General features: G+C 72.6%; 18 protein-coding genes. 10 read left to right on the top strand and 8 right to left on the bottom strand.

What is annotated here, in order from left to right:
- Positions 1 to 59 precede the first annotated feature (59 nt).
- The 6 genes from E1267_RS08375 (at position 60) to E1267_RS08350 (ending at position 8,675) form a co-directional block, all read left to right on the top strand.
- A complete protein-coding gene (locus E1267_RS08375; protein WP_132331472.1) occupies positions 60 to 1,370 on the top strand; it encodes an MFS transporter in 1,311 nt (436 codons plus the stop codon).
- Positions 1,357 to 3,384: a molybdopterin oxidoreductase family protein gene (locus tag E1267_RS08370; RefSeq protein ID WP_132331470.1), complete on the top strand. Its 2,028-nt coding sequence runs from the start codon at positions 1,357 to 1,359 to the stop codon at positions 3,382 to 3,384. The genes E1267_RS08375 and E1267_RS08370 overlap by 14 nt, the downstream gene beginning before the upstream one ends.
- The gene (locus tag E1267_RS08365; RefSeq protein WP_132331468.1) at positions 3,381 to 4,775 is read left to right on the top strand and encodes an FAD-dependent oxidoreductase; all 1,395 of its coding nucleotides are present in this window, start codon (positions 3,381 to 3,383) and stop codon (positions 4,773 to 4,775) included. The genes E1267_RS08370 and E1267_RS08365 overlap by 4 nt, the downstream gene beginning before the upstream one ends.
- The gene (nirB, locus tag E1267_RS08360) at positions 4,772 to 7,201 is read left to right on the top strand and encodes a nitrite reductase large subunit NirB (RefSeq protein ID WP_132331466.1); all 2,430 of its coding nucleotides are present in this window, start codon (positions 4,772 to 4,774) and stop codon (positions 7,199 to 7,201) included. Before E1267_RS08365 ends, nirB begins: the two co-directional genes overlap by 4 nt.
- Complete coding sequence (gene nirD, locus E1267_RS08355; protein ID WP_132331464.1) at positions 7,198 to 7,569, top strand: nitrite reductase small subunit NirD; 372 nt, start codon at positions 7,198 to 7,200, stop codon at positions 7,567 to 7,569. Before nirB ends, nirD begins: the two co-directional genes overlap by 4 nt.
- A 152-nt stretch (positions 7,570 to 7,721) precedes the next feature.
- Positions 7,722 to 8,675 (top strand): iron-containing redox enzyme family protein, encoded by a 954-nt coding sequence (locus E1267_RS08350; RefSeq protein ID WP_246063615.1) that lies wholly within the window; start codon positions 7,722 to 7,724, stop codon positions 8,673 to 8,675.
- A 941-nt stretch (positions 8,676 to 9,616) separates the two neighbouring features.
- Here the strand turns inward: E1267_RS08350 and E1267_RS47835 are convergent.
- Together E1267_RS47835 and E1267_RS08335 are read right to left on the bottom strand one after the other, a co-directional pair.
- Entirely contained in the window at positions 9,617 to 9,832 is a 216-nt protein-coding gene (locus E1267_RS47835) for a CDGSH iron-sulfur domain-containing protein (protein WP_132331495.1), read from the bottom strand.
- Between the two features lie 5 nt (positions 9,833 to 9,837).
- A complete protein-coding gene (locus tag E1267_RS08335) occupies positions 9,838 to 10,053 on the bottom strand; it encodes a response regulator transcription factor (protein ID WP_132331460.1) in 216 nt (71 codons plus the stop codon).
- Between the two features lie 53 nt (positions 10,054 to 10,106).
- Here E1267_RS08335 and E1267_RS44135 point away from each other — a divergent pair, with 53 nt between their 5' ends.
- On the top strand, positions 10,107 to 10,244 hold the full coding sequence (locus E1267_RS44135) for a hypothetical protein (RefSeq protein WP_165959510.1): 138 nt from the start codon (positions 10,107 to 10,109) through the stop codon (positions 10,242 to 10,244).
- A 395-nt stretch (positions 10,245 to 10,639) separates the two neighbouring features.
- Positions 10,640 to 11,284, top strand: coding sequence for a class I SAM-dependent methyltransferase (locus E1267_RS08330; RefSeq protein WP_132331459.1), 645 nt, complete (start codon positions 10,640 to 10,642; stop codon positions 11,282 to 11,284).
- 363 nt (positions 11,285 to 11,647) lie between these two features.
- On the opposite strand, the gene E1267_RS08325 is transcribed toward E1267_RS08330, so the two are convergent.
- The gene (locus E1267_RS08325) at positions 11,648 to 12,307 is read right to left on the bottom strand and encodes a FadR/GntR family transcriptional regulator (protein ID WP_132331457.1); all 660 of its coding nucleotides are present in this window, start codon (positions 12,305 to 12,307) and stop codon (positions 11,648 to 11,650) included.
- 225 nt (positions 12,308 to 12,532) lie between these two features.
- On the opposite strand from E1267_RS08325, the gene E1267_RS08320 reads away from it, so the two are divergent.
- Complete coding sequence (locus E1267_RS08320) at positions 12,533 to 14,455, top strand: Xaa-Pro dipeptidyl-peptidase (RefSeq protein ID WP_132331455.1); 1,923 nt, start codon at positions 12,533 to 12,535, stop codon at positions 14,453 to 14,455.
- Between the two features lie 69 nt (positions 14,456 to 14,524).
- On the opposite strand, the gene E1267_RS08315 is transcribed toward E1267_RS08320, so the two are convergent.
- The 5 genes from E1267_RS08315 to E1267_RS08295 form a co-directional block, all read right to left on the bottom strand.
- Positions 14,525 to 15,955, bottom strand: coding sequence for an RNA polymerase sigma factor (locus E1267_RS08315; RefSeq protein ID WP_132331453.1), 1,431 nt, complete (start codon positions 15,953 to 15,955; stop codon positions 14,525 to 14,527).
- Positions 15,956 to 16,010: 55 nt separating this feature from the next.
- On the bottom strand, positions 16,011 to 17,186 hold the full coding sequence (locus tag E1267_RS08310; protein WP_132331451.1) for an FAD-dependent oxidoreductase: 1,176 nt from the start codon (positions 17,184 to 17,186) through the stop codon (positions 16,011 to 16,013).
- Positions 17,183 to 17,974 (bottom strand): maleate cis-trans isomerase family protein, encoded by a 792-nt coding sequence (locus tag E1267_RS08305; RefSeq protein WP_132331449.1) that lies wholly within the window; start codon positions 17,972 to 17,974, stop codon positions 17,183 to 17,185. Before E1267_RS08305 ends, E1267_RS08310 begins: the two co-directional genes overlap by 4 nt.
- A gap of 79 nt (positions 17,975 to 18,053) precedes the next feature.
- On the bottom strand, positions 18,054 to 18,269 hold the full coding sequence (locus tag E1267_RS08300) for a hypothetical protein (protein ID WP_132331447.1): 216 nt from the start codon (positions 18,267 to 18,269) through the stop codon (positions 18,054 to 18,056).
- A gap of 783 nt (positions 18,270 to 19,052) precedes the next feature.
- Entirely contained in the window at positions 19,053 to 19,793 is a 741-nt protein-coding gene (locus E1267_RS08295; RefSeq protein ID WP_132331445.1) for a hypothetical protein, read from the bottom strand.
- Between the two features lie 223 nt (positions 19,794 to 20,016).
- Between E1267_RS08295 and E1267_RS08290 the strand changes: the two genes are divergently transcribed.
- The gene (locus tag E1267_RS08290) at positions 20,017 to 21,273 is read left to right on the top strand and encodes a helix-turn-helix domain-containing protein (RefSeq protein ID WP_132331443.1); all 1,257 of its coding nucleotides are present in this window, start codon (positions 20,017 to 20,019) and stop codon (positions 21,271 to 21,273) included.
- Positions 21,274 to 21,372: the final 99 nt, after the last annotated feature.

The raw sequence follows: 21,372 nt of genomic DNA, 5'->3' as shown, positions 1-21,372 counted from the left end.
CGTGCGTAACGCGCCCTTCCTAGCTTGGTGATCCCGGACGCCGAGCGTAGGAGAGGCCGATGGCGCGCTGGATCGCCGACTGGCACCCCGATGACCCAGCCTTCTGGGCGAGATCAGGCAGACGGGTCGCGCGGCGCAACCTGATCTTCTCGATCGTCGCCGAGCACCTCGGCTTCACCGTGTGGACGTTGTGGAGCATCGTCGCCACGCGGATGGGCTCGTACGAGTTCTCCACCGACCAGCTGTTCTGGCTGGTCGCGCTGCCCAACCTGATCGGCTCGGTGTTGCGCGTCCCCTACACGTTCGGCCCCGCGAGGTTCGGCGGGCGGACGTTCACCGTGGTCAGCGCCCTGCTGCTGCTCATCCCGGCGGCGCTGCTCGGCGTGGCGGTCAGCGACCCGGGCACGCCGTACTGGCTCTTCCTGGTCATCGCGGCCCTGGCCGGGGTCGGCGGCGGGAACTTCGCCTCCAGCATGGCCAACATCACCTACTTCTACCCGCGCGACAAGCAGGGCGTCGCGCTCGGGCTGAACGCGGCGGGCGGCAACATCGGCGTCAGCTCCGTCCAGCTCGTCATGCCGCTGGTGATCGGCTCGTTCGGGCTGGCCGCCGCGGGATGGTTCTGGATCCCGCTCATCGTCGTGTCCGCCGTCTGCGCCTGGTTCTTCATGGACAACCTCACCAGCGCCAGGGCCAGACCCCGCGAGCAGCTCGCCGTCGCCGGCAGGGCCCAGACCTGGATCATGTCGTTCCTGTACGTCGGCACGTTCGGCTCGTTCATCGGCTACTCCACGGCCTTCCCGCTGTTGAGCGCGAGCCTGTTCGCCGACGCCCCGTACGCCGCGGTGGCCTTCGCGGGGCCGCTGATCGGTTCGCTGGTCAGGCCGGTCGGCGGCTGGCTGGCCGACCGGTTCGGCGGCGCACCCGTCACGTTGTGGAACTTCGCCGCGATGGGCGGCGGGGTGCTGCTGGTGTGGCAGGCCGGCGCGTCGGGCGGCTTCTGGCTGTTCTTCCTGGCCTTCCAGACGTTGTTCCTGACCTCCGGCATCGGCAACGGCTCCACGTACCGCATGATCCCGGCCATCTTCCAGGCCAAGGCGGTGGCCGAGCGCGGTGAGGGCGAGGAGGCCCTGCTGTACGGCAAACGCCAGGCCTCGGCCGCCATCGGCATCATCTCGGCCGTCGGCGCGCTCGGCGGGTTCCTGATCAACCGGGCGTTCGGGATGTCGTTCGCCGCGGCCGGCGGCCCTGCCCCGGCGTTCCTCGCCTTCGGCGCCTTCTACGTGTGCTGCGGCGCTCTGACCTGGTGGTGCTACATGCGCAAGGTCGGCGTCTCCGCGATCGGGAGTCTCGCCCATGTCCGGGTCTGACGCGACGAGGACGCACTGCCCGTACTGCGCGTTGCAGTGCGGCATGGAGCTCGGCCGCGAGCTGTCCATCGCCCCCAGGACCGACATCCCGGCCAACGCCTCCGGCGCGCTGTGCCAGAAAGGGTGGACGGCGGCCGAACTGCTCACCAACGGCGAACGCCTGACCACCCCGCTCCTGCACGGCGAGCCAGTCGCATGGGAGGTCGCGCTCGACCACGTGGCCGGCCGGCTGTCCGGCATACGCGCCGAACACGGCCCCGACGCCGTGGCCGTGTTCGGCGGCGGAGGGCTGACCAACGAGAAGGCGTACGCGCTGGGCAAGTTCGCCAGAGTCGCGCTCGGGACCGGCCAGATCGACTACAACGGCCGCTTCTGCATGTCGTCGGCGGCGGCCGCCTCCACCAGGGCGTTCGGCATGGACCGTGGGATGCCGTTCCCGGTCACCGATCTGACCGGGGCCGACGTGGTGCTGCTCGCCGGGCTGAACGTGGCCGAGACCATGCCGCCGTTCCTGCGGCACCTGTCAGGGGCGCGGCTGATCGTCATCGACCCGCGGCGGACGAGGACGGCCAAGGAGGCCTGGCTGCACCTGCAGCCCGCGCCCGGCACCGACCTGGCGCTCGCCCTCGGGATGACACACCTGATCCTCGCCGACGAGCTCGTGGACGAGGAGTACGTCGCCGCGCGGACCACCGGGTTCGAGGATCTGCGCACGTCGCTGGCCGGCTGGTGGCCCGAGCGGGTCGAACGGATCACCGGCGTGCCGGTCCACCACATGCGGCACGCGGCCAGGGCGCTGGCGGCCGCCGGCAGCGCCTACGTCCTGACGGGGCGCGGCGTCGAGCAGCACGCCAAAGGCACCGACACGGTGAGCGCGTTCGTCAACCTGGCCCTGACGCTGGGCCTGCCCGGCAGGCACGGCTCCGGGTACGGGTGCGTGACCGGGCAGGGCAACGGGCAGGGCGGGCGCGAGCACGGGCAGAAGGCCGACCAGCTGCCCGGCTACCGCAGCATCGACGACCCGGCGGCCCGCGAGCACGTGGCCGCCGTGTGGGGGGTGCGCCCCGGTGACCTGCCGGGGCCGGGGCGCTCGGCGTACGAGCTGCTGGACGCGCTCGGCACCCCGCGGGGGCCGCGCGCGCTGCTGCTGTTCGGCTCCAACCCGGTCGTCTCGGCGCCGGCGGCCGAGCACGTGGCCGAGCGCATCGGCGCCCTCGACCTGCTCGTGGCCTGCGACGTCGTCATGTCCGAGACGGCGGCGCTGGCCGACGTGGTGTTCCCGGTCACGCAGTGGGCCGAGGAGAGCGGCACCATGACGAACCTCGAAGGGCGCGTACTGCTGCGCCGCCGCGCCGTCGACCCGCCCCCGGGCGTGCGCAGCGACCTGGACGTCATCGCTGGGCTCGCCGGGCGGCTCGGCCACCACTTCGACAGCGAGCCGGCCGCCGTGTTCGACGAGCTTCGCCGGGCCAGCGCCGGCGGGCTCGCCGACTACTCCGGCATCACGTACGAGCGCATCGCCGGCGAGACCGGGGTGTTCTGGCCGTGCCCGTCGGCCGATCACCCGGGCACGCCGCGGCCGTTCCTCGACTCCTTCGCCACGCCGGACGGCCGGGCCAGGTTCGTGCCCGTCCAGCACCGGCCGCCGGCCGAGGAGACCGACGACGACTATCCCGTGCACCTGACGACCGGCCGGGTGCTCGCGCAGTACCAGAGCGGCGCGCAGACGCGCAGGATAGCGCCGCTCGTGCGGGCCGCTCCCGAGCCGTACGCCGAGCTCCATCCCGACCTGGCCGAACAGCTCGGCATAGCGCAGGGGGACGTCGTGCGGGTCAGCAGCCGGCGGGGCGAGGCCAGGGCCGTGGCCAGGATCAGCGACGCCATCAGGCGCGACACCGTGTTCATGCCCTTCCACTGGGAGGGCGCCAACCGGCTCACCAATCCGGCCCTCGACCCGGTGTCAAGGATGCCGGAGTTCAAGGTCTGCGCGGTCAGAGTGGAGAGGGACTCATGAGACTCGTCGTCGTGGGCAACGGGATGGCCGGGTCGCGGCTGGTCAGCGAGGTGCGCGCCCGTGATCCCCACATGAGGATCGCGGTGTTCGGCGCGGAGCCGTGCCGGCCGTACAACCGGGTGCTGCTGTCCAACGTGCTGGCCGGCAGTTCGCGGCCGGAACAGGTACGGCTGGTGGACGCCTCCTGGTACGAGGCGCACGACGTGGAGGCGGTCCTCGGCGCCACGGTCACCGGGATCGACAGGGAGGGCGGGCACGTGGTGACCGCCTGCGGGCGGCGCGAGCCGTACGACCTGCTGGTCCTCGCCACCGGCAGCGACGCGATCGTGCCGCCGATCCCCGGCGTGGAGCGGGCCATCCCGTTCCGCACGCTGGGCGACTGCGAGCGCATCGTGGCCGCCGCGGGGCACGCCCGCAGGGCCGTGGTCGTCGGCGGCGGCCTGCTCGGCGTCGAGGCCGCCCGCGGGCTGGCCGGGCGCGGCCTGCCGGTGACGCTGCTGCATCTGGCGGGCCACCTCATGGAGCGCCAGCTCGACGTGGAGGCCGGTGAGGTGCTCGGCGAGACGCTGGCCGGGCTGGGCGTGGAGATCCGCACGGGGGTCAGCGCCGAGGCGGTGCTGGAGGACGGCGTCCGGCTGGCCGGCGGCGAGCTGGTCGAGGGCGACCTGGTGGTGCTGGCCTGCGGCGTGCGCCCGGTGACCTGGCCGGCCGAGCGGGCGGGCCTGCGAGTGCGGCGCGGGGTGGTCGTGGACGACGAGCTGCGTACCGACGATCCGTCGATCTTCGCGATCGGCGAGTGCGCCGAGCACGACGGCACCGTGTACGGCCTGGTCGCTCCGGCCTGGGAGCAGGCCGCCGTGGCCGCCGACGTCATCGCCGGCGGCAAGGCCCGCTACCGCGGCTCCCGGCTGGTCACCCGGCTCAAGGCCAGGAGCGTCGAGCTGGCCGCGATGGGCGAGACCCAGCTCGGCGAGGAGCACGCCGAGGTGGTGCGGTTCAGCCACCGGGCCCGTGGCACCTACCGCAAGCTCGTGATCCGCGACGGCCGGTTGGTCGGCGCGATCCTGCTGGGCGAGAGCGACGTGGTCGGCACGCTCACCCAGCTCTACGACCGCGGTGGGCCGGTGCCCGGCGACCGGGCCGGCCTGCTGTTCCCGGGATCGTCGGCGACGCCGGTCGCCGACAGCCCGACGCTGATGCCGGACGCGGCCAAGGTCTGCCAGTGCAACAACGTGACCAAGGGCCAGATCAGGGCGTGCTGGGAGGCGGGAGCGCGGGACGTGGCCGCGGTGACGGCGGCGACCCGGGCCACCACCGGATGCGGCACCTGCCGCGACGCCGTGGAGGGCATCGTCGACTGGCTGTGCGAGCAGGAAGGGGTTTCGGTATGAGCAGAATCGTCGTCGTGGGGTACGGGCCGGCCGCGCACCGGTTCGTGGAGACGCTCACGGCCAGGGGCTTCGACGGCCGGATCACCGTGATCGGGGAGGAGCCGCGCCCGGCCTACGACCGGGTGGCGCTGACCTCGTACCTGTCGGGCACGACCGCGGAGGACCTCACCTACCCCGTTCCCGGCGGAGTCGTGACCAGGCTGAACACCCGTGTCACCGCGATCGACCGGAGGGCCGGGCACGTCGTCACCGAGGACGGCGGCGCCGAGCCGTACGACGTGCTCGTGCTGGCCACCGGCTCCGCGCCGTTCGTGCCGCCGGTGCCGGGGGCCGGGCAGGCCTTCGTCTACCGCACCATCGAGAACCTCGACGCCATCAGGGTGGCCGCCAAGGACGCCGCCGAGGGCGTCGTCGTCGGCGGCGGCCTGCTCGGGCTGGAGGCCGCCGACGCGCTGCGGTCGCTCGGGCTCAGAACGCACATCGTCGAGATGAGCCCCTGGCTGATGCCCCGGCAGGTGGACGAGGGCGGCGGCTCGGTGCTGAAGTCCCGCATCGAGGGGCTCGGGCTGAGCGTGCACGCGGGCGCGGGCGTCCAGGAGATCGTCACCGACGCCCAGGGCCGGGTCACCGGGCTGCGCAAGCCCGACGGCAGCCTGCTCGACGCGCAGGTCGTGGTGTTCTCCGCGGGCATCAGGCCGCGCGACGAGCTGGCCAGGTCGGCCGGGCTGGCGGTGGGCGAGCGCGGCGGCATCGTGGTCGACTCCGCGATGCGCACCTCCGATCCCTCCATCTACGCCGTCGGCGAGTGCGCGCTGGCCGGCGGCATGGTCTACGGGCTCGCCGGGCCGTGCAACACGATGGCCGAGGTGGCGGCCGAGCAGGTCATGGGCGGCAGCGCGGCGTTCGAGGGCGCCGACCTGTCGACGAAGCTCAAGCTGCTGGGCGTCGAGGTGGCGCAGTTCGGGGCGATGGACGGCGCGCTCGACGTCACCTACATGGACCCGGTGGCCGGCGTCTACAAGAAGTTGTTCATCAGCGACGACGCCCGGACGCTGCTCGGCGGCATCTGCGTGGGCGACGCCTCGCCGTACACGACGTTGCGGCCGTACGTCGGCAGGCCGCTGCCCGCCCCTCCGTCCGACCTGCTGTTCACCGGGGCGGGGGCGGCGGACCTCGACCTGCCCGACGACGCGCAGGTGTGCTCGTGCAACAACGTGTGCGCGGGCGGCATCCGCACCGCCATCGCCTCGGGCCGCGCCGCCGACGTGCCCGGCCTCAAGGCTTGCACCAGGGCGGGCACGACCTGCGGCAGTTGCGTGCCGATGCTCAAACAGCTGCTGGAGAAGGCGGGCGTCGAGGTCGGCAAGAGCCTGTGCGAGCACTTCACGTACTCGCGGGCCGAGCTGTTCGACATCGTACGCGTCCGCGAGATCACCACGTTCTCCCAGCTCATCACCGAGCACGGGCAGGGCAGGGGCTGCGACATCTGCAAGCCGGCCGTGGCCTCGATCCTGGCCTCCCTGCACAACGGGCACGTGCTGGAGGGCGAGCGGGCCGCGCTGCAGGACACCAACGACGCGTTCCTCGCCAACATCCAGAAGAACGGCACGTACTCGGTCGTGCCGCGGATCCCCGGCGGCGAGATCACGCCCGACAAGCTGATCGTGATCGGCGAGGTGGCCCGCGACTTCGGCCTCTACACGAAGATCACCGGCGGGCAGCGCATCGACCTGCTGGGAGCCAGGATCGAGCAGCTGCCGGAGATCTGGCGCCGGCTGGTCGACGCCGGGTTCGAGTCGGGCCACGCGTACGGCAAGGCGCTGCGCACGGTGAAGTCGTGCGTGGGCTCGACCTGGTGCCGCTACGGCGTGCAGGACTCCGTGGGCATGGCCATCGCCCTGGAGCTGCGCTACCGGGGGCTGCGCTCCCCGCACAAGATCAAGTCGGCCGTCTCCGGCTGCGCCCGCGAGTGCGCGGAGGCCAGGTCGAAGGACTTCGGCGTCATCGCCACCGAGCAGGGCTGGAACCTCTACGTCGGCGGCAACGGCGGCTTCCGGCCCCGCCACGCCGACCTGCTCGCCAAGGACCTGACCACCGACGAGCTGATCAGGACCATCGACCGTTACCTCATGTTCTACATCCGCACCGCCGACCGGCTGCAGCGGACCGCCGCCTGGATCGAGTCGCTGGACGGCGGCCTCGACCACCTACGCGAGGTGATCATGGAAGACACGCTCGGCCTCTGCGCCGACCTCGACGCCCAGATGGAGCATCACATCGCCACGTACGCCGACGAATGGCAGGCCACGCTCGACGACCCGGACAAAATCAGCAGGTTCGTCAGCTTCGTGAACGCGCCCGGCGTGCCCGACCCGTCGATCGTGTTCGGCAGTGAGCGCGGCCAGATCAGGCCGGTGATGGCGTGAAGAGCTGGACGCCGGTCTGCGACTACGACGCCCTGCTGCCGGAACGCGGCGTCTGCGCCCTCGTCGGGGACGTGCAGGTGGCCGTCTTCCGCACCCACGACGGCGCCCTGCACGCGCTGGCCAACCGCGACCCGTTCAGCGGGGCGTACGTGCTCTCCCGCGGCATCGTAGGCACCAGGAAGGGCGAGCCGACCGTCGCCTCGCCGCTGCACAAGCAGGTGTTCTCCCTGGTGTCCGGGAGGTGCCTCGACGAGGACCCAGTGGAGGACCCAGTGGAGGGCGCGGCGGAGGGCGCGGTGGAGGGCGCGGTCACGGTGCCCGTCTATCCCGTACGGGTGGCCCGGGGCCGCGTGGAGGTCAGCGTTTAGCGCACCGGGCCACGGGCAGCCCCCCTGTTTGAGTCGCGGGGAGCACGGGGAACGCGGGGGTGCCGGTTGACTGCTGACGACTCCTTGTTCTGCGAGTGCTGTTGCGGGGGTGCCTGATGCGGCTGCCATCTGCTCGTGGTTCGATCACGTCAGTGCTGTTCGAGCGGCTTTGCGGCGCTCCGGGGGCGCCGTTCCCTGTCGTGGGCGTGGCGGGCGGGCTGGACGACGACGACCTCCAGCTCGCCCTGTTCGCCTGCTACGAACTGCACTACCAGGGGTTCGACGAGGTGGACGACCGGTGGGAGTGGGATCCGGCGCTGCTGCGGTTCAGGGCCGGGCTGGAACGGTGGTTCGAGGAGGCTCTGCGGGCCGCCGTGCCGTGCCCGCAGCCGGTGCCGCCGCGCGAGGTGCGGGAAGCGTTGTTCACGCTGACCTCCTCCGCCGAAGGGCCGTCCGTGGCCGCGTACCTGCAGCGTGACGCGGACCTGCCGACCTTCCGCGAGTTCGTCGTCCACCGGTCGATCTACCACCTGAAGGAGGCCGACCCGCACACCTGGGCCATCCCGCGGCTCAGCGGCGGGCCCAAGGCGGCCCTGGTGGAGATCCAGGCCGACGAGTACGGCGGGGGCAGGCACGAGCGCATGCACGCCGAGTTGTTCCGCGCCACCATGCGAGGCCTCGGCCTGGACGACTCCTACGGCGCCTACCTGCACCGCGTCCCCGGCATCACGCTGGCCCTGTCCAACGTGATGTCGCTGTTCGGGCTCCACAGGCGGCTGCGCGGGGCGTTGCTCGGCCACCTGGCGGCGATCGAGATGACCTCGTCGCTGCCCAGCCGCCGCTGCGCCACGGGCCTGCGCCGGCTCGGCGCCGACGAGGACACCGCCCGCTTCTACGACGAGCACGTGCAGGCCGACGCCGTCCACGAGCAGATCGCGGCCCACGACATGTGCGGCGGCTTCGCGGCCGCCCACCCCGAGCTGACGTGCGACATCCTGTACGGCGCCGCGTGCGTGCTGGAGCTCGAACGACGGTGGGCCGAGCACGTCCTCGGCTGCTGGCGGCGCGGGACGGGCTCGCTGATCGAGGAGCGGGTCCCGGCGTGAGCACCGATCTCGACCTCGACTACGTGCTCCCGCTGCGCTGGAACGACGACGACGGGCTCGACGAGCTGACCGGCTACCTGGCCCGGCTCACCCGGCACGTGCGGGTGATCGTCGTGGACGGCAGCCCCGGCGACCTCTTCGCCCGCCACGCCGACCGGTGGCGCGGCCTGGCCCGGCATGTGCGCCCGGCGGCCGGGCTGCGCTTCGCCAACGGCAAGGTCACGGGCGTCACGACCGGCCTGCTCCTGGCCGAGGGGGAGCGCGTCGTGATCGCCGACGACGACGTGCGCTACGACCTGCCCGCCCTGGCCGCGGTGCACGACCTGCTGGCCCGCGCCGACCTGGTGAGGCCGCAGAACTACTTCGACCCGCTGCCCTGGCACGCCCGCTGGGACACCGCCCGCACGCTGCTCAACCGCGCCTTCGGAGCCGACTATCCGGGCACCTTCGGCGTACGGCGCGGTCTTTTCGTGCGGATGGGCGGTTACGACGGCGATGTTCTGTTCGAGAATCTGGAGCTCATCCGCACCGTGCGCGCTCATGGAGGCCGCGAGCTGCGCGCCCCCGGCCTGTACGTCCGCCGGCTCCCGTGCGACGCGCGCCGGTTCTGGTCGCAGCGCGTCCGCCAGGCGTACGACGACCTCGCACAGCCCGTACGGATGGCCGCCTTCCTGTCGGTCCTGCCCGCCCTGGGCGGGCTCCGGCGCCCCCACAGGCTGCCGGCGGGCGCGGCGCTGGCCGTGCTGGCCGTGGGCGTGGCCGAGGCGGGACGGCGGCGCGCGGGCGGGCGCCGGGTGTTCCCCGCGACGACGTCGCTGGCCGCACCCGCGTGGGTGCTGGAGCGGGCCGTGTGCAGCTGGCTGGCGCTCGGGGCCGCGCTGACCGGCGGCGTGCCGTACGCGGGCGGCCGGATCAGGCGGGCCGCCCACTCCGTGCGCACGCTACGGCGGCGGGTCGGGCTCGCTCGCGGCCCGGAAATTGCCGACCTTGTGCGAGCCGTCGCAGAACGGCTTGACCGAGGACAGACCGCAGCGGCACAGGGCGACCGTCGTCCGGCCGGCGTCGATGGGCTCGCCGTCCTGGGTGAGCAGCTCGAAGTCGCCCCTGAGGAGCAGGGGTCCGTCGGCGCAGGTCGTCACGGTGACGGGATCTCGCATGCCGGTCAACTGCCCCAGGGCTGAGCGCTCTCACCCGCGACCACGATCCCGAGGTCGTAGGCGCGGACGACGGCCTGCGTGCGGTCCCTGGCGCCGAGCTTGTCCAGCGCGTTGCCGACGTGCGCCCTGGTCACGTACTGGGTGGCGGCGATCTCGGCGTTGTTCAGCCCTCTGGCCAGCAGGCGTACGGCGTCGAGCTTCCTCGGTGCGAGGCCGGGCACGTGCGCCGCCTTGGGGCCCGCGCACGTCGGGAGTGTCGCCGGCCCGGCACCGCGTGCTCACCCTGGGCCTCATCGGCAGATGGGGCGAGGTGTTCCCGCGCTGGATCCCCATGCTGCGCGGGCGTCCCGTGCTCGCGTACTGGCCGCGGCGCAGGGACGGCGGCTACACGCCGGCGTCCACCGGCGCGTAGACGTGCGGGCTCCGGTGCATCGCCGGGAGCACGCAACGCCGTCCTGACTCGACATGGTCGCAGCGCTCCGCGTCCTCGCGCTGCGGGAGGGGCTCGGGGTTCGCGTCAAGTAACGGCACTGGAGGGACGCTATAGGCGCCGCCCTGTGCGCTGGTCTCGGGGCGGCAACGATCGAAGCTCTGAACGGTCTCATGAGTATCAGTGAAGCGTGACTGTGAGTGACACGCGGTGGGGCGACGCCGCGGTCAATCGATTTCTCTTGGAGGAGCGTTTGCCCTGGCCGTGACCCCGCCGGCGGGGCGAGCCCGGCGGACGGCCGGCGTAAGTGGCCGGCCACGGGCCGGTACGCACAGTGATCCCACGCTTCCGGCGCCTGCGGGACCTAGCGTGGAGGCATGCAGGATCTGTCGAGGTTTCAGCGCCCGCGGTTCGCGCGAGCGTACGAACGGATGAGCGCCGAGTCGGAACGGTCGGGGACGGCAGGGCACCGGCGGCGGCTCCTGGCCGGGCTGTCCGGGCGGGTGGTGGAGATCGGCGCGGGCAACGGGATGAATTTCCGCCACTACCCACCCGAGGTGCGCGAGGTGGTCGCGGTCGAGCCGGAGGACCGGCTGCGCTCGGCGGCGCAGCGGGCCGCGGGTGGGGCGATGGTGCCCGTGAGCGTGGTGGCCGGGCACGACGGGGCGCTGCCGGTCGAGGACGACGGGTTCGACGCGGCCGTCGTGTCGCTGGTGCTGTGCTCGGTGCCCGACCAGGCCGCCGCCCTCGCCGAGGTGCGCAGGGTGCTCAGGCCGTGCGGGGAGCTGCGCTTCTACGAACACGTACGCTCCAGCGGTCCGGCGCTCGGCGTGCTGCAGGACCTCGTCACCCCGCTGTGGCGCCTGGCGGCCGGCGGTTGCCACCCCAATCGCGACACCGCGCGGGCCATCACCGGGAGCGGCCTGGTGATCGAGGACATCACCCGCTTCACGCACAGGCCGGTGGCGTCCACACCGGCGCTGCCGCACATCCTCGGCCGCGCGCGCAACCCGGACGCGTGACACCCGCCGGCGGTACCTCGCCCCGCGCCCGTGGTGTAATCACCCCGGAGGTGGTTCCATGAGGACCGTTCTGGCCGCGCTGTCGGCCGCGCTGTCGGCCTGATCACCCGCGACGACGGCGAGAGGCGGCGCTGCGAAGCCCGGCTATGGCGGCTCCGACGCGGCGGCTACGGCCACTCCGGCCGACCGCCCCGCCGGACAGGCGGCGGCGCGGGCGCCGGACTCCGGGCAGGGGCGCCGGCGGGGTGCCCGCGTACACGCTGCTCTTCGCCGCCGCCGGTGGCGCGCCGGGCGCGGTGGTGGTCGCGCGCGTGGCACGCCCGTGGCGCCCGGCCCCTGACCACACAGGGCGGCCGGGGCGTTCTACAGGCCGCGTTCCTGGCGGTCGAGGATGGCGACGCAGACCGCGACCGCGCGCGCCGCGTCGCTGTCGGCGATCGCCTGGAGCAGGTCGGCATGGGAGCTGTCGGGCTCGAGTGCCGCCTGCTCCTGGTCTCTGACGCTGTCGCGCAGCGCGTCGCCCATGCTGCGGTAGAGGTCGCCGAGCAGCGCGTTGTGCGCGGCGTCGGCGACCCGCAGGTGAAAGTCGACGTCGGCGTCGGCGAACCCGTCGAGGTCGCCCTCCGTGCCGGCCGCGTCCCTGCGGGCCAGCGCCTCCCGCATCGCGGCGAGGTCCTGTTCGGTGCGCCGGCCCGCGGCCAGCCTCGCGGCCACGAGGTCGAGCCCGCGGCGTACGTCGATGATGTCCATGGCGGCCGCGGTGTCGAGCCGGCGGCGCAGGGCGATCTTTGACTCGTCGGTCGCGGTCACGTAGGTGCCGTCACCCTGCCGGGTGTGCAGCAGCCCCGCGTGCGCCAGCACGCGCACCGCCTCGCGTACGGACAGCCGGCTCATGCCCAGGCTCTGGGCGAGCTGGCTCTCGGACGGGATCTTGGTGCCGACCGGCCACACCCCGCTGGCGATCTCGCGGCGCAACTCCTCGATGGCGGAGTCCACGAGCGAGGTCCGGGCGACGTTTCGCATGCACCTTCTCCTCACCGGCTGTTGACCATCCACCCTAGACGCTGCGTGGGCCACGCCCGGCGGGGTGCCGTTCAGCGGCCCGGTAACGATGTGATCGCTGCCGGGCGAAGCGCCGGCGGCCTTTCCTGTCAGGCGGGATCCGGACACGATCTTCGGAGATCTTGTCAGGTTCCCCGCGGTCTGCGACATTGCAGGTTGTTTGGTCAACTTCCCCGGAGGTCACGCGTGTCACAATTACGCCCGGCCCTCGTCGCCGTCGCCCTCACCCTGGCGGTCGCGACCCCGGCCCAGGCGGCCGCCACTCCCGCGATCACCGTCGAGAACGGCCGTACGCAACCGGTCTTCTCCTACGCGGACGCCGTCCGCGAGCACGTGTACGTCGAGTCCCCGGTCGACAGTGACCAGGACGGCGCCCTCGACAAGGTCCGTGTGGACATCATCAGGCCCAAGGAGTCCGGTCCCCGGCTCAAGGTGCCGGTGGTCATCGACGAGAGTCCGTACTACGACAACTCCGGCCGTGGCAACGAAGGGGAGCGCAAGGAATACGACGAAGCCGGAAATGTGGTCAAATTCCCGCTCTTCTATGACAACTACTTCGTCCCCCGCGGCTACGCCGTGCTCAACGTCGACATGCTGGGCACCACCCGCTCCGAGGGCTGCCCCGACATCGGAGGCAAGGCCGACGTGCTGGGCGGCAAGGCCGTCATCGACTGGCTGAACGGCCGCGCCAAGGCGTTCAGAGCCGACGGAACGCCGGCCGTGGCCGACTGGACGACGGGCAAGGCCGCCATGATCGGCAAGTCGTACGACGGCACCCTCGCCAACGCCGTCGCGGCCACCGGCGTGAAGGGCCTGGAGACGATCGTGCCCATCTCGGCGATCTCCTCCTGGTACAAGTACCAGCGCTCCAACGGGGTCATCTACAACTACGACTACGCCTCCTGGCTGGCCGCCTACATCGACACCGACCCCGCCGCCAAATGCCAGGCCGTGCGCGACCGGATGGACGCCGAGGACGGCGACGACACCGGGAACCACAACCGGTTCTGGGCCGAGCGCGACTACATCGACGGCCTGCTCGGCGACGTCTCCAAGGTCAGGGCCAGCGTCTTCGTCGTGCACACGGTCAACGACCTCAACGTCAAGCCCGACAACTTCTCCGTCTGGTGGAAGGCGCTGGCCGACAGGAAGGTGCCGCGCAAGATCTGGGTCGGCCAGACCCAGCACGTGGACCCGTTCGACTTCGAGGGCCGCAGGACGTTGTGGGTGGAGACGCTGCACCGCTGGTTCGACCACTGGCTGCACGGCGTGCGCAACGGGATCACCCGCGAGCCCCGCGCCGACGTCGAGATCGGCCCGGCGCGGTGGATCACCCAGCGTGACTGGCCGGCGCCGTTCGCGCTCAACGCGTCGCTGCGGCCCGCCCCCGACGGCACGCTGGGGCTCAGGCCCGCCCCCAGGAAGAGCACCGCCTCCTTCACCGACGTCGCCATGAGCGAGAACGACATGGTGGCCGAGATCGGCACGGCGAACCCCGGCCGGGTCGCGTTCACCACCGGGCCGCTCCCGCTCGATCTGCGCCTGTCCGGCACGCCCACCGCCGACCTGCGGGTCAAGCTGGACAAGCCCACCTCCAACCTGACCGCCCTGCTCGTGGACTTCGGCGAGCGGAGCCGCATCGACTGGCGGCGCGGCCAGGGCATCACCACGCTCACCGAGGAGGACTGCCACGGCGAGAGCACCGAGGCCGACGACGCCTGCTACCGCAAGACCGTCACGAACGTGGCCACCCGGCCGCTCGAGATCGTCGCCCGGGGCTGGATCGACGTGCAGAACCGCCACTCCCTCAGCCACGCCAAGCCGCTGCCCGCCGGTACGTACGGCACGGTGAAGTGGCTGACGCTGCCGCAGGACTACACGTTCAGGAAGGGCCACAGGATCGGCCTGGTGATCGCCGGGACCGACTCGACCTACAGCGGCGAGAGCGGCACCGGCGCCAACGTCACCGTCGACCTGGCGGGCAGCCGCGTCGTCGTGCCGTTCGTGCTGGGCACGCCGCTGACCGACGTACCCAAGGACACCGTCAGGTTCCGTGGTCCCGAGCGGGTGGACCTGCCGGAGCCCGAGCCCGGCTTCCACTTCTTCTGACCCTCCGGCCGGCCTCGGGCTCCCGCGGGATCCCGAGGCCCGCCGGCACGACCGTGGCCCCGCCCCGGGTCAGGGGCTCGGCTGCGTGCCGGCATCCGGGTGGCCGGACTCCACGAGGTGCACGTCCGGCTGCGCCGCGGCCTTGGTGATCACCGCCTGCCGCTGCCCGCCCGCGTTCATGAGGGCCCAGATCAGCCCCACCGTCAGCAGTCCCACGCCGGCGAGCAGGGCGAGCCTGACCACCGCCCTGACCGGCGCGCCCGCTTCGGGATCGTCGTCCTCGGGCGGGTCGCGCCAGAACTCCTGGGCGCCGTCCCCGCCCAAGTCGTTCACGCGCCCGTCAACGAAGCCGTTCACGCGCCCGTTCGTGTGCCCGTTCACAGGGTTGCCGGCAGGGTCGCCGGCAGAATCGACGGCAGGCCCGTGCACGGCGCCGTTGAGGGGGATCCCGCCGTACCTGATGGTCGCGCCGTCGCCGTGCGACGACCCGTTGGCGTCGCCCCTGATGATCGCGCTGTAGACCAGTTTGTCGTTGCCCGCGCCGCCGCGGAAGGCCCGCGTACGGCTCGGCGGGGTGAACGGGTGCCGCCCGCGCACGGCCGGCGCGGGTGGCAGGCCGCCCATGGGAGGCTCCTGGTCGGCGGCGGCCGCGCCCGCCGCCGACCAGGGCTTTCCCGAGGTCGCCGTCGTGGGGTCGGCGACCGGGAGGGATGGCGTGGCGTCGGCGACCGGGGGAGGCGGCGAGGAGCCGGACTCCACCAGTGTGCGGGCCTGCACAGGAAAGCCGTCCGCCCGCCAGATAGGCCCCTCGCCAGGCAGTGGCTGCGCCGACGCCAGCCGGCTGGGAAGTGTGCCGGGCAGCGCCGCGATCGGCAGCCGGCGCAGCAGCGCCGCGGCCGTCACGGTCCTGGGCGCGGCCCGGCAGGTCGCACAGGACAGGATGTGGCGGCCGATCCTGGCCCTGGCGCGGCGGCCGGGCGCGCTGACCCAGTCCGCCACCCGCGAGGTCAGATCGGGGCAGCCGTCGGGGGCCCGCGCGGCGATGATCGCGGCGAACCACTCCTCCAGGCCGGCCCCGGCCTCCGCCACGGTGGCGCGGACCTCGCTCTCGCCCATCTCGAAGAGCACGGCCAGCTCGGTGTCCGACAGGCCGTGCCGCACGGACAGGTCGAGCAGCTCGCGCTGCGGCCGCTCCAGGGACAGCAGCGCCTCGGGCAGCAGCTCGGACATGCGGCCGGGACGCGACCACGAGCCGATGCTGGCTGGCTTGGCGACCACCGCGCGGTGCGCGCGGGCCACCGCGTACAACCAGGGGCGGCGCAGGCCGGGATCGCCCACACGGTCCGCGTACAGGTGCGCCGTCAGCGCCGCGCCCGCGACCGCCTGCTCGGCGTCGCCCGCGGCGAGCTCGGTGCGGCAGTAGTCGTAGAGACGGGCTCCGTGCTTGTCGCACAGGTCGCGTACGGCCTGGCGCGCGTCGTCTGACAGGGTTCGCCACATCCGGTGTCACACCTCCTCGGTCGGTACGCGGGAGCACGAGGTCACAGGGGCACGCTCACGTCCTCCCGGCGGAGTTGGGGACCGTGTCCAGCAATGAGGCCTGCGCCAGGTAGGCGCGGGTGGCCTCCGGGTCGCCGGCGATGGCCCGCAGCCCCGCCATGGCCGCCTCCAGCCGGGCGCTGTCGTGCTCCCGCACGCCCGCCGCCCGTGTCTGCCCGCGGGGCACCACCCGCTGCAGCAGCACCGAGCGCCGGCGCCACGCCCACGCCTCCAGCGCGGCGGGCTGGGCGAAGCCGCGGATCACCGCCGCGACCACCTGGCCGAGCTCGACGGCGTCGTGGATGCCGGCGTTCATGTTGAGCCCGCCGACCGTCGAGGTCAGGTGCGCGGCGTCGCCCACGAACAGCACCCGCCCGCACCGGTACGAGGTCAGCACCCCCCTCGACAGGGCGAACCGGTCCGCGCCCGTCACGCGGATGGGCTCGCTGGCGCCCGGCAGCGCCCGCCGGACCAGCAGGGACAGGTTGGCCTGTGACAGGGGCTCGTGCGTGTCGCAGGGGATCTTGAAGATGATGCGCCAGTGGTCGGGAAGCCCGAGCAGGGTGCACGACTGCTGCACGTCGCGTACGTACGTCAGCGGCGCCAGGCTCGGCAGCAGCCGGTCGAGCGGCGAGTCGCTGAACACCCGCAGCGCCTGCGTCGGATAGGTGGACCGGGGGAACGGCAGCCCGAGCGAGCCGCGCACGGTGCTGTGCGCGCCGTCGGCGGCGATCATGTACCGGGCCCGCGTCCAGGTGTGGCCGACGCGGACCCGGATCCCTGTCCCGCCCTCCGCCACGCCGTCCACGTGGGTGCCGAACCGCACGTCCACGTCGGGGTGGGCGCTGAGGGCGGACAGCAGCAGCCGCGTCAGCGAAGCCTGGTCGGCGTGGATCCTGAACGGGTGCCTGGTCAGGCCGTCGAGCCGGTTCATGCCCATCTCGGCCAGCACGATCCCGGACCGGTCGCGCCACTGCACGCGGTCGACGACGCGGCCCTCCGCGACGAGCCTGGAGGCCACGCCGAGGCCTTCGAGCAGGTCGAGCGTGGCCGGATGGAAGGTGCACGCCCGCGGCTGCCTGTTGAGCTCGTTCCCGCTCTCCAGCACGGTGACCGGGATGCCCGCCCTGGCCAGGGAGAGTGCCGCGGTGAGCCCGGCGGGGCCCGCGCCGACCACGATGACGCCGTTCATGCCACGCCTCCCACGCGCGCCCCGTTCGAGGCGGCCATGTGGCGGCGGTAGGGGACGCGGCTGAGCGTCACCGGTCGGCCGATGGCCCGCGACAGCGCCCACCAGGCCGTGCAGAGATTGGAGGTCAGCAGGACGCGGTCGTTCCCGGTGCTGAGCGGCCCGAGCACGGGCAGCGTGGCCGTTCCCGAGCCGGTGAACAGCAGCGCGGCGTCGCCCGGCGGGTCCGCCAGCTCGACCTGCCTGATCAGATCGGCCGGCGTCACCGTGTACGGCGAGTAGCCGCCCGCCGCGCGGACCTGCACCACCTGGGTGACGGTGATCCCCGCCTTCTTCCAGAACCGCTCGGCCAGCTCCGTCAACCACGGCTGGTAGGGCGAGACCAGGACGATGTCGCTCACCATGAGGTGCTCCATCGCCTCCCGCGCCGCCAGCGTGGCGGAGGCGAACGGCACTCCGGTCCTGGCCGTCAGTTCGTCGCACTGCTCGCGGTCCTGGTCGGGGTCGAGCAGGTAACGCGGCTCGCTGCAGGCCATGACCATCGCGCTCAGCGGCAGGCCGTCGAACGCGTGCACCATGGCGGGCAGGGCCTCGTTGTAGCCCTCCAGCCGCTTGGCCAGCGCGGGCCCGGGGCGCCGCGCGGACAGCGGGGGCCGGGCCGCCGGGATCGGGTTCTGGACGGGGAAGCGGGTGACGTGCATGTCGGCACGCGACCCGAGCAGACGGGTCAGCTCGGGCTCCGCGGAGGGGTTCGCGGGCGCCACGATCACCCCGACCCTGCCGCGGCTCACTGCACCCCCCCGCGACGTGCGGGTCCGGGGGCGACGACGGTGCGCATGGGGTTCCTCCTGCGAGGTGAAGGCGGGAAGGTCACTGGGCGCGATGCCTCAGGGCCTGGTCGATCTCGGTGATGGCCTGGACGGACACCTGCCGGATGCGGCGCAGCCGGTGCACGCTGCGCGCCGGCTCCGGCGGCGGCGGATCGCCGTTCTGGTCCTCGCCCCAGGACGGTGGCGGCGCGCCGGGCCGGACGCCCCGGGCGTGCACTTCGTGCGGCTGCGGCCTGCGCAGTTCATCGGTGAGCATGATCGCTCCTGTCGTTCGCGGGTCGACGACCCTGTAAGGGGACATGCCGGGAAACTCGGCGGCCCGCCGGTCGTCGGCCGGCGGCGCTCCGTACTCGCTCGATTGGGGCGCGCGACCGGTCGAGGAGCCGGCGGCTGATCGCCGGCCCCTCTTCCGCCGCGCGTGGAGATCGAGGTTCGGTCTCACGGCCCGACGCCACGGCGACCCGCACCAGCGCCGTGGCGGCGAGCAAGACGGCGGCCGGTGGAACGGCCACCCGCACGGAGGCGTGCCTGGGCGCCGGCCCCAGAAACGGCCGGTCGATCAGTACCGTGGCGCCCGTCACGCCGATCTCCCCACCCCGCACCGCCTCCGTGCCGGTGGCGAGCGCGGTGGCTCGCCGGCGGGGCCGGGCGACCTGGGTCGCCGCCTTCGCCGGCAGGCCTGCCGCGTTCGCGCGGTGCCGGCGTGAGGTCGTGGACGACCTCACGCGCGGCACCGCGGATGCGTCCGCCTGGTCCGGCGCACGCGACGTATACCGACCCCAGGCGCAACCCCTCGATTTGACCAGCACGCCAGCCGCTACCGCGCTGGTCAACAGCACCGCGCCGACTAGGTCGGGCACGTGCCGCACGATGCCGGAGGGGCGAGGAAGCGCCGGGGCCGGCGCATAGGTGCCTCTGACCGGCCGCCCACCGGTCAAGGCCTGCCGGGACGCGGTCGTGACGACCACCGCCGCGTCCTGGCAGTAACGGTGCGTGCCGAGCGCCGTCGCGCCCGGCCCGCCGGAAGGGAAGGCCCGCCTCATCGGGCCGTTCCCGCGCTCAGGGCCCCATCAGGGACGCTGTTGGGGACGCTGACGCCGACCATGCGCTCCGTCAGTCCCGCCGTGGAGGAGCCGGAGTCGGCCGGCTCCCATGTGTGTGCTCCGGCCGGCGCCGCACCGCCGGCCACCGTACGCGCGACCTTCGAGGCGAGGGCGAGATGTTCGCCGCAACGCCGGGCCACTTTGGCCTCCAGCCCGGCCACCTGGGCCAGCCTGAGCCGCAGCGGCTCCAGGGACGACCCGCGTTCGAGCCCGTCGAGATCGGCCAGCCGGGCGGGCCAGCGCAGCGCGTCGCCGCAGCGGGCCTCCACCTCGCCGGGAAGGTCGCCGGCGGGGAAACCTCTGTGGCTCAGGCTGGTGGCGATCATGACGGCGGTGAACGCCGTCCTGTCGAAGTCGGTCAGCCGTCCCGCCAGGGCCGCCCTCAGCATCCTGGCCCTGTGGCTCAGGCAGACCGCACTCCACCCGAGCAACAGCAGCCGATCAGGTCCCGTCTCCGTGTGCCAGCCGGCCAGCCGCAGTTCGCGGGCCATCCGGTGGTAGAAGCGCCAGCGGTGACGAGGGCTGTCGAGCCAGACCTGGACACCGCCGAGCGGCAGGCTCGCGACGTGCACGCCGGAACCGGCGACGCGCACGCAGATGCGCTGGACCACCTGCTCCTGCCTGCTCGGGGCCGGATCCTCCTGGAACCAGGAACTGCCCGAGGTATCCATGGTCACGTCCGGCCACCTCCTCGTCGAGGACTTTCTTCCAGAACCATCCGGCTGTTAAGCCACACTTTCCATACGCTCCGATAGTCTGCTGACGAAGGGGGCTGTGTCAACTGACAGTTTGCGCATAAGTTGATACCTGCTCGCTGGGCAGAGCTTGCCCGCGTGGCAGGGGACAGTGAGGTCCCCGTCCCTTACGCTGGAAAAGTTCACGGGCGGTAGGAGGTGTGCCGTGGCGAACTTCGCCGAACGGCTCGATCTCGCGCTGACCAAGCGCGGCTTCACCGGCGCGCAGGTCGCCTCCACTCTGACGGAGGCGGGCATTCCGATCACGCGTGCCTATGTCAGCCAGTTGCGCACCGGCAAGCAGACCAACCCGACGCTCCAGGTGCTCAGGGCGCTGGCGTCATGCCTGCAGGTGAGCGTCGGCTGGCTGGTGGGCGACGACTACCTCGAGTCGGGCACCGTGGAGGAGCTCCAGGTGCGCGCGGCCACCCTCGGCCGGTCCGTCTCGGGCTTGTCGGAGAGCTCGCTCGCCGTGCTGCACGGCGTGGTCGAGCTCGCCCGCAGGGCCGAGGGCCTGTCCGACGAGCCCGCGCCCGCCACCGGCATCCCCGACGCGGCGGCGCCGCTGAGCGATCCGCAGTGCAGGGCCCTCGGCAAGCGGCTGCACGCCCTGCGCAAGGCCGCCAGGCTCTCCGTCGAGCAGGTGGAGACCGCGCTCGGCAAGGGCGCGGCCGCGATCCCCGCCATCGAGGAGGGCCGCATCGCGCCGGCGCCCATCACGGCCGAGCGCCTGCTCACCGTCTACGGCGTCACGGCCCCGCCCGTCCGCGACTACGTGATGTCGCTGGCAAGGGGCGAGCGCGAGACCGCCTGGTACGACGCGCACTCGGTGCCCGTCTGGCTGGCCGCCGCGTACGCGCTCGAACAACGCGCCACCGTGATCCGCACCTACCACAACCAGTTCGTCCCGCCGCTGCTGATGGCCGACGACTACGCCCGGGCCTCCATCGCCGCGGCCGGGCCGGCGATCCTCGGGCAGCGGACGGTCGACGAGGCGCTCGCCCTCGTGCTGGCCCGCCAGGAGGCCATGGCCGACCAGAGCGGCACGGTGGTGTGGGCGATCGTCGACGAGAGCGTGCTGGCCCGCTCCATCGCGGGGCCGCACGTCCAGCTCCGCCAGCTCGACCTGCTGCTCGACCACGCCAAGCGGCCCAACGTCTCGCTGCACGTCGTGCCGATGGAGGAGCCGGCGTACGTGCCGCGCACCGGCCCGTTCACCATCTGGCGCTTCGCCGAGGAGTTCGAGGCGGACATCGCGTGCGCCCACGGCATCGAGTCCGACGAGCTGGTCACCGAGGCTGACGCGGTGGAGTCGTACCACCAGGCCTTCACCAAGCTGTCGGTGACGACGACCACCCGCGAAGAGACCGTCGAGGTGTTGAATTCCCATCGCGAACGACTTTCGCGTTCGCTGGGAAAATGATCTCTTTCCCGCGTAAATGATCATTATGCGCGAGGCAGGGTAACGCATATATACCGAAAACTAATGGCTTTTCGTGTTGTCATCTGCTCCGTAGCGAGG

The organism is Nonomuraea longispora (assembly GCF_004348345.1).
GTDB lineage: Bacteria > Actinomycetota > Actinomycetes > Streptosporangiales > Streptosporangiaceae > Nonomuraea > Nonomuraea longispora.
This window is presented reverse-complemented; position numbering and strand designations above follow the sequence as displayed.